Annotated in this window: 12 protein-coding genes; 8 read left to right on the top strand and 4 right to left on the bottom strand. The window is 62.5% G+C overall.

Annotation, left to right across the window (positions count from 1 at the left end; genetic code table 11):
- Positions 1 to 191 precede the first annotated feature (191 nt).
- The 4 genes from HPQ64_RS19505 to HPQ64_RS19490 all read left to right on the top strand — a co-directional run bounded on the left by HPQ64_RS19505 (position 192) and on the right by HPQ64_RS19490 (position 5,126).
- Complete coding sequence (locus HPQ64_RS19505; protein ID WP_210260379.1) at positions 192 to 1,235, top strand: TRAP transporter substrate-binding protein; 1,044 nt, start codon at positions 192 to 194, stop codon at positions 1,233 to 1,235.
- 155 nt (positions 1,236 to 1,390) lie between these two features.
- The gene (locus HPQ64_RS19500; protein WP_210260378.1) at positions 1,391 to 2,356 is read left to right on the top strand and encodes a TRAP transporter small permease subunit; all 966 of its coding nucleotides are present in this window, start codon (positions 1,391 to 1,393) and stop codon (positions 2,354 to 2,356) included.
- Positions 2,357 to 2,368: 12 nt separating this feature from the next.
- The gene (locus HPQ64_RS19495; protein ID WP_172890279.1) at positions 2,369 to 3,745 is read left to right on the top strand and encodes a TRAP transporter large permease; all 1,377 of its coding nucleotides are present in this window, start codon (positions 2,369 to 2,371) and stop codon (positions 3,743 to 3,745) included.
- Positions 3,746 to 3,794: 49 nt separating this feature from the next.
- The gene (locus HPQ64_RS19490) at positions 3,795 to 5,126 is read left to right on the top strand and encodes a DUF3422 family protein (RefSeq protein ID WP_172890278.1); all 1,332 of its coding nucleotides are present in this window, start codon (positions 3,795 to 3,797) and stop codon (positions 5,124 to 5,126) included.
- A 98-nt stretch (positions 5,127 to 5,224) separates the two neighbouring features.
- On the opposite strand, the gene HPQ64_RS19485 is transcribed toward HPQ64_RS19490, so the two are convergent.
- Positions 5,225 to 5,626 (bottom strand): c-type cytochrome, encoded by a 402-nt coding sequence (locus HPQ64_RS19485; RefSeq protein ID WP_172890277.1) that lies wholly within the window; start codon positions 5,624 to 5,626, stop codon positions 5,225 to 5,227.
- Positions 5,627 to 5,797: 171 nt separating this feature from the next.
- Positions 5,798 to 6,736 (bottom strand): LysR family transcriptional regulator, encoded by a 939-nt coding sequence (locus tag HPQ64_RS19480; protein ID WP_172890276.1) that lies wholly within the window; start codon positions 6,734 to 6,736, stop codon positions 5,798 to 5,800.
- Between the two features lie 213 nt (positions 6,737 to 6,949).
- Between HPQ64_RS19480 and HPQ64_RS19475 the strand changes: the two genes are divergently transcribed.
- The 4 genes from HPQ64_RS19475 (at position 6,950) to glcF (ending at position 11,431) form a co-directional block, all read left to right on the top strand.
- Positions 6,950 to 8,446: an FAD-linked oxidase C-terminal domain-containing protein gene (locus tag HPQ64_RS19475; protein ID WP_172890275.1), complete on the top strand. Its 1,497-nt coding sequence runs from the start codon at positions 6,950 to 6,952 to the stop codon at positions 8,444 to 8,446.
- A complete protein-coding gene (gene glcE / locus HPQ64_RS19470; protein WP_172890274.1) occupies positions 8,446 to 9,663 on the top strand; it encodes a glycolate oxidase subunit GlcE in 1,218 nt (405 codons plus the stop codon). The genes HPQ64_RS19475 and glcE overlap by 1 nt, the downstream gene beginning before the upstream one ends.
- A gap of 63 nt (positions 9,664 to 9,726) precedes the next feature.
- Complete coding sequence (locus tag HPQ64_RS19465) at positions 9,727 to 10,092, top strand: magnetosome magnetite crystal formation protein family (protein ID WP_172890273.1); 366 nt, start codon at positions 9,727 to 9,729, stop codon at positions 10,090 to 10,092.
- A gap of 16 nt (positions 10,093 to 10,108) precedes the next feature.
- Entirely contained in the window at positions 10,109 to 11,431 is a 1,323-nt protein-coding gene (gene glcF, locus HPQ64_RS19460; protein WP_172890272.1) for a glycolate oxidase subunit GlcF, read from the top strand.
- A 222-nt stretch (positions 11,432 to 11,653) separates the two neighbouring features.
- Here the strand turns inward: glcF and HPQ64_RS19455 are convergent, their stop codons facing one another.
- Both HPQ64_RS19455 and HPQ64_RS19450 read right to left on the bottom strand, forming a co-directional pair.
- On the bottom strand, positions 11,654 to 12,475 hold the full coding sequence (locus tag HPQ64_RS19455; protein WP_172890271.1) for a hypothetical protein: 822 nt from the start codon (positions 12,473 to 12,475) through the stop codon (positions 11,654 to 11,656).
- Positions 12,476 to 12,774: 299 nt separating this feature from the next.
- Positions 12,775 to 13,482: a L,D-transpeptidase gene (locus HPQ64_RS19450; protein ID WP_172890270.1), complete on the bottom strand. Its 708-nt coding sequence runs from the start codon at positions 13,480 to 13,482 to the stop codon at positions 12,775 to 12,777.
- Positions 13,483 to 13,541 lie beyond the last annotated feature (59 nt).

Genomic DNA, 13,541 nt, shown 5'->3' with positions numbered 1-13,541 from the left:
AGAACCGCCTGCGGCATGGAACTCCGGCGCATCGGGCCTGCGCAAATGGCGCTGCCCGGCACTTCGGAAAAAGGGGGGAGACGCCTCGCGCCGGCCGGCCGGCGGGGGGGCCGGGGGGCGCGCCAGTTCGCATCCTTCCGGTTTGAAAGTGTCCGGCATCGCCGGGTGCTGCAATTTGGGAGGAATGAACCGTGAAGAAACTTCTTACCGCCTTTGCCTTGTCCACTTCGCTTGCGCTTGGCGCGAGCATGCCTGCAAGCGCATTCGACGATATAAGCTGGGACATGCAGTCGACGTATCCGAGCTCGCTCACTCAGCTCGGTACGCTCGGCAAGGTCATCCAGGACAGGCTTGCCACCGCCTCCGGCGGACAGATCAACGTCACCTTCCAGGAGCCTGGCGCCATCGTCCCGGCACTTGAGGCCTTCGACGCCGTTTCCTCCGGCGCCGTGCAGGCCGCCTGGTCGACGCCCGGCTACTGGACGGGCAAGGATTCGGCGCTTGCGCTTTTTGCCGCCGTGCCCTTCGGCCCGCAGGCGGGCGAATACTATGCCTGGATCCGTTTCGGCGGCGGTCAGGAACTGCTCGACGAGATTTACGCCAACTACAACATCAAGTCGCTCATCTGCGGCGTCATCGCGCCGGAGGCTTCCGGCTGGTTCCGTGAGGAAATCAAATCGGTCGACGACCTCAAGGGCAAGAAGATGCGCTTCTTCGGCCTCGGCGCGAAGGTGATGGAAAAGGTCGGCGTTTCGACCCAGCTTCTTGCTGGCGGCGATATCTTCCCGGCACTTGAGCTCGGCACCATCGACGCGACCGAATTCTCCATGCCCGCGATCGATCTGAAGCTCGGCTTCTATCAGGTCGCAAAGCACTACTACTTCCCCGGCTGGCATCAGCAGTCGACGCTGTTCGAACTGATGATCAACAAGGATGAATGGGACGCCCTGGCCGACGACACGAAAGCCCTTTTCGAAACGGTTTGCGAAGCGAACATCGCCTACGGCCTGGCGGAGGGCGAGGCGATCCAGTTCACGGCTCTCAAGGAGCTTCAGGACAATGGCGTGACGATCCACACCTGGCCGCCGGAAATCCTCGATACGCTGCGCGCCGCCTGGGCCGAAGTCGTTGAGGAGGAAAGCGCTTCCAACCCGAACTTCAAGAAAGCCTGGGATTCACTCTCCACCTTCCGGGAAAACTACAAGACCTGGAGCGATGTGGGCTACCTGAAGTAAGCGCCGCCGCTCTTTAACGGTTCGGGCGGCGGGTGCGCCTGCCGCCTTCGCCGGTCCATCGCCTTTTTGAAGATTATCCAGGCAGAGGGCCGGATTTGGTTTCCCCTTGAGTAACCAGAAGGAAAGCCCCGTGACGGCGGGGCAGGGGATCTTGAATGGGACAGCTTCTGCTTCTGGCAAGCCTTGCGGCTTCGGCGATCGCCTTTCTCGGGGTTCCCGGGATTCCGGTGCTGGCGCTCATTTTGCTCGCCGTGGTTCTGATTGCGGCCGGCGCTTTCCTCGGCGCACGGCCCGCCGGGGTTCTGATCGTGCTGCTGGCGTGTTTCATCGCCATCATCGTGGCTCCGGACGGCATGCCGGCGATCATCAAGGCAGCGGGCGGCAACCCGCTTCGCTTCTTCCGCTCCTATGGGCTGTGGGTGGAGATTTCGGCGATCGCGCTCATGATCGTTTTCTTCGTCCTGGCCGCGAAACGCCGCGGGCCGAGCGGTCATCACGCAGCCATGGAGGCGGCGGAAGATATCGACCGGGTGGTGAGCGGGATCGGCAAGATCGCCGCCTTCCTGTTCATCCCGATGATGGTGATCATCTTTTACGACGTCACCCAGCGGAAGATCATCGAGTACGACAGCGATTTTATCGATTCCGGCTTCTATCTCTCATCCACCAAGCTGCAGGAGATGGAGTGGCATCTGCATGCCGTGCTCTTCATGCTTTGCCTCGGCTTCGCATACGTGAAGGATGCGCATGTGCGCATCGAACTGGTGCGCGACCGCCTTTCACCCCGAAAGCGCGTCTGGCTAGAGCTTCTGGGCATCGTCCTCTTCCTGCTCCCCTATTGCATCATCATCGGCAAGCTCGGCTACACATTCGCCGAACGGGCATGGAACACGAACGAGATTTCGGCGGCCCAGACCGGCCTTTCCCATCGCTGGATCATCAAGGCGGTTCTCCCGTTCGGCTTCGTCATTCTTGGCGCGGCCGGCATAGCGGCGCTTCTCAAGTGCTGGGTCTATCTGTTCGGGCCGCCCGAACTTCAGGAAAGATCGGGCGAATATGCCGGCACCCATCATGCGGACCTGCCGGAAGACGTGGTGTCCAAAGGGCCGATAACGGACTGACGGGGGACTTCGATGAGTGCTGTGGAACTTCTCCCGCTCTTCATGTTCGTTGCGCTGGGGCTTTTGCTTTTCACCGGCTTTCCGGTCGCCTTCACGCTCGGCGGCATCGGGCTTGCCTTCGCGGTCGTCGGTGACATGGCGGGCGTCCTGAACTGGGCGCGGCTAAATGTCCTGCCGAACCGCATTTTCGGCCAGACCATGGAAAATCCGGTCTTGGTCGCCATCCCTATGTTCATCTTCATGGGCACGATGCTGGAAAAATCGGGCGTGGCGAAGGATCTTCTGAACTGCCTTCAGGTGCTCACGCGCCGCGTGCCCGGCGGCCTCGCGCTTTCCGTCACGCTCATGGGCACCATCATGGCCGCGACGACCGGCATCATCGGCGCCTCGGTGGTCATGATGACCCTGCTGGCCCTGCCCGTCATGCTGGAGCGCAATTATCACCTCCCGCTCGCGACAGGTACCATCGCGGCGTCAGGAACGCTCGGCATTCTCATCCCGCCGTCCATCATGCTCGTGATCATGTCCGACCTGATGTCGATCCCGGTTGGAACGGTCTTCATCGCCGCGATTGTTCCGGGCCTGCTCCTGTCCGCGCTTTACTGCGTTTACATTCTCGGGCTTTGCACCTGGAAGCCGCGCCTCGCCCCGCCGCTGCCGGAAGATATCGGGCCGAAGTCGCGTGGCGAATTCTGGTTCATGATCATCCGCAGTTTCGTACCGCCGGTGATCCTGATCGTGCTTGTGCTCGGTTCCATCTTTCTCGGCTTCGCAACGCCCACAGAAGCCGCCGGCGTCGGCGCGGTTGGCGCTACTGTCCTCGCGCTGTTCAACCGCAAGCTCTCGAGAGCCGTGCTGATTGACGTCAGCCACCGTTCGGCGCTGACCACAGCCATGCTCTTCGGCATCTTCCTCGGAGCCACCTGCTTTTCCCTCGTCTTTCGTACCCTCGGCGGCGATCACATGATCGACGAGTTCATCGCATGGGCGGGGGTGGGGCCGTGGGGCATCCTCTTCGTGCTGATGGGGATGATCTTTTTCCTGGGCTTCTTCTTCGACTGGATCGAGATCACGCTGATCGTGCTTCCCGTTTTCGGGCCGATCGTTTCCAGGCTTGATTTCGGCACCCATCTCGCCGGGTTCGAAAACGTCGGCGAAGTCGCGCTCATATGGTTTACGATCCTGGTTTCCACCAACCTGCAGACGTCCTTCCTGACGCCGCCTTTCGGCTTCGCGCTTTTCTACATGAAGGGCGTTGCCCCGCCTGAGGTGCAGATCCAGCATATCTACCGCGGCATTGTGCCCTTTGTGCTCCTCCAGCTGATCGGGCTAGCCTTGTGCATGATCTTCCCCGGTATCGTGCTTTGGCTGCCGCAAGTGCTGCTTTAACCGCGGGAAGGGCACACCGCCGGCAGCCATTGCGGAGAGGGCGTAGGTCGTGACGGAGAAGGACAAGGAAGAAGCCAGATCCGGCGGTCTACCCGCATTCGAGGCGCACCCCTTTCGCGACCTCGTGCTGGGCGAGGTGCATGCCCGGCCGTTCCGCCTTGCCGAGACCCCGCGCGTCTTCCTGCGCTACGGCTTCACGACGGACGAACAGGCGACGGCGCGCGACAGGGAGTGGTTCTCCGGCTTCTGCCGGTCGAACGGGGCACCGGTTCCGGATGTTTCCGCGCGCTACCATGTCATCGACCTCCAGACGGGGACGCTCCGGTGGGAGCGGCACGGCGAATTCACAACCTACACATGGGACGGTCCGGGCCAGGGGGCGAAAGGCGTGTTCGAGCCGCCGCCCGGTCATCCTTTCGGCGCGGGGTTTCGCGCGCCGGGGCCGCTGATCGTCGCCGCAAGGCTCGATCTCGTTCGGGTAGAGGATACCGAGTTCGAACCCTTGATCGATCGCTTCGACAGGGCAAGCCTCGCCGTGTCAGGCATCCATGGGAATGCGGCGCGCATCGTGAGCGATTTCCGCCAGGACAAGGATGGCATGACGCGCATTCTCGTCGTGGATCATCGTCTGCGGCCTCATCAGGCGGGCGCGCTGGCACAGCGGCTGCTGGAGGTGGAAACCTATCGCACGCTGGCGCTGCTGGGCCTTGCGGAGGCGAACCGTCAGGCGCCGAACGTGGCGCGCATCGAGGCCGGTCTTGCCGATATCGCGGAAAAGATGCGTTCAAGCGAAGGTGTGGAGACGAACCGCGTGCTTCTCGACGATCTGACCCGCCTTGCAGCGGATCTCGAGGCGGGTGCGGCGGCAAGCGCCTATCGTTTCGGCGCAAGCCGGGCGTATGAGGCGATCGTGCGCGAACGCCTTCTTGCCATCGAGGAGGGGCCGGTGGAGGGGTATTTCACCTTCAACCAGTTCCTGAACCGGCGCATGGCGCCGGCCATGCGCACCTGCCGCACGCTGGAGGAGCGCCAGGTAAATCTGTCGCGAAAGCTCGCTCGCGCAGCGACGCTTCTGCGAACCCGCGTGGATGTCGAGCTGGAGCGTCAGAACAGGGATCTGCTCGTCGCCATGAACCGCCGCGCCCGCCTGCAGTTGCGCCTGCAGCAAACGGTCGAGGGGCTTTCGGTCGCCGCCGTCAGCTACTATGTCGTCGGCCTGATTTCCTATCTCGCCAAGGCGTCGAAGGCGGGCGGCCTTCCGCTCCCGGCGAGCGAGGTCGTGACCGGGCTTTCGGTTCCCCTGGTCGTCATCGCGATCTGGATGACCGTCAGGCGCATTCGCAAGCGTCATGCCGATCCGGAGAAGGACGAGGCCCCGTAAGCGTTCGGCTTTCGCGCTTCCTGCGCGGGCAATGCGCGAAGAAAAAGAGCCGGGCGCGGGCCCGGCTCCTTTCGTACGTCAGATCGGCGATCGGGCGGTCAGTTGGAAGCCGCGCCGTTTTCGTCGAACTGCTTGAGGTAGGCGATGACGTCGTTGACGTCCTCTTCCTTCTTCAGTCCGGCGAAGGCCATCTTCGTGCCCTTCACGGTACCGCGCGGGTCCATGAGGTAGACCATCAGGGTCTCTTCTTCCCAGGTGCCCTTTTCCTCGGCGAATTCCATCATGCCCTTGGAATACTTGTAGTCGCCATTGGCGGCTATCTCACGGCCAACAACACCGTTGAGGACGGGGCCGACGCGGTTCTTGGCCTTGTCGCCGACCATGTGGCAGGCCTTGCACTTGCGGAAAACCTTTTCGCCGGCATCCGCATCGCCTTCGGCCTGCGCGCCGGAGACCATTGCGACGATGGCGGCGCCCGCGATCAGCATCAGTTTCTTCATTACGTTTTCTCCCATTCCTCGGGTGGTTCGCGATTGCCGGGATCGGACCCCAACAATTTATCCCTCGAATTGCGGCAGCAAGCTAGCACACCGGCGGTCAACATCACTAACACACCGCCCCGAGTGAAGGGCAAGCCCTGTCAATTTGTCGCACGCTACAACACAAGAGCGTTATTCGGCGGCTTCAGCCATGCTGAGCCATTCGCTCAGGCCTTCGTCCCAATAAGGCGAAGGTCCGTACAGACCTGCCAGAAAATCGATGAAGACGCGCACCTTCGCCGGCAGGAACCGGCGGCTGGCGTAAACGGCATAAAGGCCCACATCCTTCGACGCACGATAGGCCGGCAGCACGATGCGCAGCTTGCCCGCGCTCAGTTCCGGGCCGATGTCCCAGGTGGAGCGCAGCGCGATTCCGGCGCCTGAAATCAGGGCTTCGCGCACCACTTCGCTGGAGTTGGTGCGGATCGGGCCGTTGGTGCGCACGACCTGCGTGCCCTCCGGCCCCTGCAGGCGCCACGGATCCTGGTTCTGAGCGGCAAGGGAAATGTGCTTTTCGCAAAGCTCGTCAATCGTGCGCGGTTCGCCGTGGCGGGCGATATAGTCGGGGCTCGCGCACAAGACCCGGTGGACGGGAGCGAGGCGTCTGGCGACAAGGCTGGAATCGGCCAGTTCGGCTATCCGGATCGCGAGGTCGTACCCATCTCCGACAATGTCGACGAAATCGTCCTCAAGGTCGAGGTTGATGGAAAGCGAGGGGTTTTCGGCAAGGAAGGCCGGAAGGTGCGGGGCTATGTGAAGGCGCCCGAAGGAGGTTGGTGCGGTCACGCGCAAGGTTCCGCGCGCCAGGGCCGACTTTCTGGTAACGAAGGATTCCGCTTCCTCGATCGAAGCGAGGATCGCGATCACGCGCTCGTAGAAGCCCTGGCCCGCTTCGGTCAAGGCAATCTGCCGGGTCGTGCGTTGCAGAAGCCGCGTGCCGAGCCGCTCTTCGAGCCGCCTCAGCCGCTTGGAGACGACGGCGGGGGAAAGGCCCATTTCCCGGCCGGCGGCCGACATGCTGCCTGCCGAAACGACCCGGGCGAATATTTCCATGTCCGAAAACGCATTCATTTTCAACCACGCGGAAAGAGTGAATGGTCATCTTGGAGGATTTTGAGAGCTTCGCAGATTTGTCAAGATCATCATACGAATTCGATGAAATGATTCCGGAGAATCTTCGTTGGTCCCCGTGCGCACAAATTCAGCCTCCAGATTGTCCACGAGCGTCACCGACTTTAAATACGTGGTAACAATGAAAACGGTTCATTTCGGAAGGGAGCGGCCATGACCGGCATTGCCATGCCCAAGCCGTCGGACGCCGTATTGGCGCGGCGGCGCGACATCGTCGCAGCGCTGCAGGAGATCGTGCCGGGCGAGGGCGTGATCGACGCGGATACGGAAATGCGCGCCTATGAAACGGACGGGCTGACGGCCTATCGCCAGCTTCCGCTCGTCGTCGTCCTTCCCGAAACGGTCGATCAGGTCGCGCGTATTCTGCGCTACTGTTATGAGAACGATGTGAAGGTGGTGCCGCGCGGCGCGGGCACATCGCTTTCCGGCGGCGCGTTGCCGCTTGCCGACGGCGTGCTGCTCTCGATGATGAAGTTCAACCAGGTGCTTGAGATCGACTATGACAATCGCGCCGTTGTCGTCCAGCCTGGCGTGACCAATCTCGGCATCACCCGCGCGGTGGAGGAGGAGGGGTTTTACTACGCGCCGGATCCCTCCTCGCAGATCGCCTGTTCCATTGGCGGTAACATCGCGGAAAATTCCGGTGGCGTGCATTGCCTGAAATACGGGCTGACGACCAACAACGTTCTCGGCCTCCAGATGGTTCTGATGACCGGCGAGGTGATCCGCATCGGCGGCAAGCACCTCGACAGCGAAGGTTATGACATGCTCGCCCTCATGACCGGGTCGGAGGGTCTTCTCGGCGTCGTCACGGAAGTCACTGTGCGCATCCTCCAGTCGCCGGAAACGGCGCGCGCCGTCCTTATCGGCTTTCCCTCCAGCGAGGACAGCGGCAAATGCGTCGCCGACATCATCGGCGCGGGAATTATTCCGGGCGGCATGGAAATGATGGACAAGCCCGCCATTCACGCGGCGGAGGATTTCGTGCACGCGGGCTACCCGCGCGAGGCGGAGGCCCTTCTCATCGTGGAACTCGACGGGCCGGAGGCTGAGGTCGACCATCTTCTTTCGCGCATCGAGGAAATCGCGAGGGCCAACAGGGCCGACACGATCCGCGTCTCGAGTTCCGAAGAAGAGCGGATGACGTTCTGGGCGGGCCGCAAGGCGGCGTTCCCGGCGGTCGGGCGCATTTCGCCGGATTATCTTTGCATGGACGGCACGATCCCGCGCAAGGAACTGCCGAAGGTGCTTGCCGGCATGAGGGCTTTAAGCGAAAAGCACGGCCTTCGCGTCGCCAATGTTTTCCACGCCGGAGACGGCAATCTCCACCCGCTTATTCTCTATGATGCAAACAAGCCGGGCGAGCTTGAGGCGGCGGAAGCCTTCGGCGCGGATATCCTCAAGCTTTGCGTGGAGGTCGGCGGTGTGCTGACGGGCGAACACGGGGTTGGCATCGAAAAGCGCGACCTTATGGGTGAAATGTTCTCCGAGGACGATCTGAAGCAGCAGCAGCGCGTCAAATGCGCGTTCGACGAAAAGCACCTGCTCAACCCTGGCAAGGTTTTCCCGACCCTTCACCGCTGCGCGGAGCTTGGCCGCATGCATGTTCACAAGGGCAAGCTGCCATTCCCCGACATTCCGAGGTTCTGATGACGGATACCTTCAAACCGCGCGACGAAAAGGACCTTGTCGAGGCCGTGCGCTGGGCGATTTCGGAAGATCATCCGCTGGAGGTGGTCGGCCAGGGCTCGAAGCGCGACCTCGGGCGCCCGGTTCAGGCGGGCCATGTGCTCGACCTTTCGGGACTTTCGGGCGTGGTATCATACGAACCGGCGGAACTTGTGCTGACCGTCAGGGCCGGAACCCCGATCGCCGAAGTCGAGAGTCTCGTGGAAGATAGCGGGCAGGAACTCGCCTTCGAGCCGATGGACTACGGCCCGCTTCTGGGTCATGAGCCGGGCCGTGGCACGATCGGCGGCGTGGTCGGGGCCAATCTTTCCGGTCCCAAGAGGCTGAAGCACGGCGCCGCGCGCGATCATATTCTGGGCCTTCAGGCCGTTTCCGGGCGTGGCGAGATGTTCAAGGCCGGCGGCAAGGTTGTGAAGAACGTGACGGGTTACGATCTTCCCCGCGCCCTTTGCGGCTCCTGGGGCACGCTCGCGCTTGCCACTGAAGTCACCTTCAAGGTCTTGCCGCGCGCCGAAACGGAAGCGACCGTTCTCCTGCCGGGTCTTTCGGATGCCGAAGCTGTGCGGTCCCTGACGCGGGCCATGGGCTCCTCGGCGGAGGTGTCGGCGGCCGCGCATCTGCCGCGCGCGGTTGCGGAAAGGCTCGAGATAGAAGGGTTCGATGGCTCGAAAGACGCGACGATCCTCAGGCTGGAAGGTTTCGGCCCGTCGGTAGACTATCGGTTCGATACGCTCGGAAAGCTTTTCGGCGGCGGCATTGCAACGGAGCGGTTGGATGCCGGCGTTTCAAGGGCGCTCTGGCGCGCGGTGCGGGACTGTCTTCCTTTTGCTGGCGGCGACACGCCTGTGTGGCGCGTGTCGCTCGCGCCCACGGCCGGACCGGCCTTCGTAGCCGATCTTTCGCGCGTCGTCGCGCTTGATGCGTTTTACGACTGGTCGGGCGGGCTCGTCTGGCTCCGGCTGAAGGACGGCGAGCCGCAGGCGGAAGCGGTGCGCGAGGCGGTCAGGCGTGCCGGCGGCGGTCATGCCACGCTCGTTCGCGCAAGCCAGGCGGTGCGTGCGGGCGTGCCGGTGTTCGAGCCGCAGCCGAAACCGCTTGGCGAGCTTTCGCGCCGCCTCAAGGCGCAGTTCGACCCCTCCGGCATCCTCAATCCGGGGCGCATGGCGTCCGGGGTTTGAGGCTGGATGTTCCCTGATGCTTCACCATGCGTAAAGATGGGGCGTTCAAACGGAGGGAATGACATGAGCATGCAGGAAGAAAACGTATCCGCAGGCTATGTGGAACCCGGCGGAAAAAACGTAACGCTCGTCTATATCCTGTATCTCGTCGGTTTTGTGATCGGCTTGACAACGCTCATCGGCGTCGTCTTCGCCTATCTGAATCGGGACAAGGTGGAAGGCTGGATCAACAGTCATTACACCTTCCAGATACGCACCTTCTGGCTGGGTCTTCTCTTCGGGCTCCTGTCGTTCCTGCTCATGTTCGTCGGGATCGGCTTCGTCCTCATGGTGGTGGTCGCCATCTGGGTCATCGTGCGCTGCGTGAAGGGCTTGCAGATGGCAAGCCGCGGTGAGCCGGTGCCCGACCCGCGGACCTGGCTTTTCTAAGATCGGACGGTTTTCGATGCAGACAAACTTCTCGCTCGCGCAACTTGCCGACCCGGATGTGGCGGAATCGGAAAAGATCCTGCGCAAATGCGTGCATTGCGGCTTCTGCACGGCAACCTGCCCGACCTTTGCCCTTCTCGGCGATGAGCTCGATTCCCCGCGCGGCCGCATCTACCTTATCAAGGACATGCTGGAAAACGACAGGCCGGCGGATGAAAAGACGGTCAAGCATATAGACCGCTGTCTTTCTTGCCTTTCCTGCATGACCACCTGCCCTTCGGGCGTGCACTACATGCACCTGGTGGACCATGCCCGCGCCCATATCGAAAAGACCTACAAGCGCCCGCTGTCGGACCGTCTTGTGCGTGAGGTCCTCGGTTTCGTCCTGCCTTATCCGGGCCGCTTCCGACTCGCGCTTTTCGGCGCATTCCTTGCGCGCCCCTTTGCCGGTGTCTTTAAGGCGCTGGGCGGGCCGATGAAGCGTTTGGGCGCGATGCTGGAGCTTGCGCCTTCGCGCATTCCAGGCCGCTCGACGATGGAAGCTCCCGGCGTTTTCAAGCCGAAAGGGCATGAGCGAAAGGGCCGGGTGACGATCCTTTCCGGCTGCGCGCAGACGGTGCTCCAGCCTTCCATCAATGAAGCCACGATCCGCCTTCTCACTCGCGCCGGCTACGAAGTGGTGCTGCCGGAGGGCGAGGGGTGCTGCGGCGCGCTCGTTCATCACATGGGCAAGGAGGATCAGGCGCTCGATGATGCCAGGCGCAACGTCGATGCCTGGACGCGCGAGATCGAGGGCGAGGGGCTGGACGCCATCCTGATCACCGCTTCGGGCTGCGGCACGACGGTGAAGGATTACGGCTTCATGCTGCGCGAGGATCCGGCCTATGCCGAAAAGGCCGCCAGGGTCTCCGGGTTGACGAAGGATATCACCGAGTTCCTGTCGGGCCTTGAGCTCGGCGCACCCCAACGCGATGGAAAGTTGACGGTTGCCTATCATTCCGCCTGCTCCATGCAGCACGGCCAGAAGATCACGCGCGAGCCGAAGGCGTTGCTGAAGGCGGCCGGGCTCGAAGTGAAGGATATCGGCGAAGGTCATTTGTGCTGCGGCTCGGCAGGCACATACAACATCCTGCAGCCCGATATCGCGCGCCGCCTGCGTGACCGGAAGGTCGCCAATATCGAGAAGACGAAACCGCATTTGATCGCCACCGGCAACATCGGCTGCATGACGCAGATCGGCGGCGGCACGGATATACCGATCGTCCACACCGCGGAACTGCTTGACTGGATCTATGGCGGCCCGGCGCCGAAGGCACTGGAAAAGGCGGGACTGGCCTGAATCGGGATTGGCATGAATAGAGGCTATTTCGCTGTTTCGGCGGATCGTCGACCCCCGTTACGGTCGGCGTCCTTTCCGCTTTTCTCCGCTGAACGTCACCGGCACTTTCGATCGCGCGCCCGGGCGGGATTTCGCAAATCGGACGTTCACCGGACTTCACCGTGAAGACGGCCGCTCTCGCGCAGGTGCCGGAGTGGGTGGCAGGCGCCGCCTGGGCTCCTGTCAGTATTTCGCCATGAACATGCCGGCGGCCTGTATCACTGCCCTGCAACTCACGGTCCGGCCGTTTATCGTCACCGGCATGCGGCCATCGGCGTGGGTTGCACGCGCCTGTTCTCCGGGGTGGCACAGCAGAAGGACCGATTCATCCTTCTGGGGATAGGGGGCCTGCAAGAAGGCGCTTCGGGCGTCCGTGCGTCCGTCGCGTGCCGTCGCATCGCTTTGGAAGACGGAGAAGAGCACGGCAATGACTATGTTGAGGCTGAGCATGGCGATGGAGAGTGGCGAGGCGAGCGTTCCCCGCACGCGGGCCCAAAGGCTCGGGTCATTGTCGCCTCTGTCCATGTCCGGGGAGCCGTTGTAGAGACCGGAACTTGCAGGGATGTTGTAATCTGCGGACATGTCGAGGTCGAATGCCGCGCGTGCGCGGATATCGCTTGCCCGGCGCATCGGCGCGCTGTGGCTTTCGGCAGGCCGTGTCCGGGTGAAATTCGGCACGTAGCCGACCGACGGGAGGCGGATCTCCACCGCTTCCGGTTGCGCTGAATAGTGCTGACGAAGAAGGCTGCGCAGTCTCGAGGCATTCACCCGGACGATCGGATTGGCACGCGGGTTGAAGTCACCCGTCTGGTCGAATACCTCAAGCGCGATTGTCATTTCCTTGAGGCCGCCTGCGCGGCCCTGAAGCGTTTCTTCCACCAGATAGGTGATGAGGCGGCTTATCTTGCGCGAGCGGGCGAACGTGGGCGATGCCAGCAACCGCTGAAGAGCGTCGCGAACCTCCGATTCGGACGGGGATCCCCAGTGATCGAGTTCGTTTGCCATTCGCGTTCTCCACACCGGCGAGCAGCCGGCAAAATCGATGCTGATCCAGTTCCCGCTCCGGTAACGCAGAGCTACGGTTCCTTGCTGATGCGTGTAGCTGCACGTATCCCTAAAGGCGCTTTCTGCGAAACCTTTGCCACCACGTTTCCTGCCGTGGTTTCCCACCGCAAACACTCGGCGACGTTACGATAAGGAATAATATCGATTCACGGGGAATATTCAATTGCCGCGCCCGCCTGTCGGGGGCGGACGCGGCATCGTCAGGTTGTGAAATCAGACGTTGGGGAAGGAAACTTCCGTTAAATCACAATCACTTTGGTTCCCACGCCTACCCGCTCGTAAAGTTCGATAACGTCTTCGTTACGCATGCGAATGCAGCCGGAGGAAACGGCCTTTCCGATGGTCCAGGGCTCGTTCGAGCCGTGGATGCGGTAAAGCGTCGACCCGAGGTAGAGCGCGCGCGCGCCAAGCGGGTTTGCCGGTCCCCCTTCCATGTGGACGGGCAGGAACTGCCCCTGCTTGCGTGCACGCTCGCGCATCTCCTTCGGCGGGCGCCAGTCCGGCCATTCGGCCTTGCGCGTCACCTTGTGGGTTCCCGCCCACTCGAAGCCGGGCCGGCCCACGCCCACGCCGTATCGGCGGGCGAAGCCGCCGGGCTGAACGTGGTAGAGGTAGCGCGAATTGGTATCGATAACCAGCGTGCCCGGCTTGTGTGGCCCGTCGTAGGCGACTGTCGTCGGCAGGAAGCGGGGGTCGATCGCGGGCGGGCGGGCTTGTTTCGCCGGGCGGAGGTTTGCCTGGTAGCGCGTGCGTTGGATCGGGCGCGGGGCGATTTGCGGGCGCACCTGGCCGCGTTCCGGTTGGAGCTGAAGAACCCAGGGTTCGGTCAGGTCCGGGCTCAGGATCAGCGGCGGCGGGCTTGCGCGCCGGTAGTCCGCGTTTGCCGGCGCGGCCCAGGTTACTGCGGCGAAAAGACCCGCGAGGGCGATAGTCACTGTGCGCTGCATGGACGTACTCGCTACATGTCGTCAAAACGGATAACGGCCTGCCCGGGCCTGTCGCGCCA

This window comes from Hongsoonwoonella zoysiae (genome assembly GCF_013266695.1).
GTDB lineage: Bacteria > Pseudomonadota > Alphaproteobacteria > Rhizobiales > Stappiaceae > Hongsoonwoonella > Hongsoonwoonella zoysiae.
The sequence above is the reverse complement of the archived record's forward strand: the minus strand, read 5'-3'. Positions and strand labels throughout refer to the sequence as shown.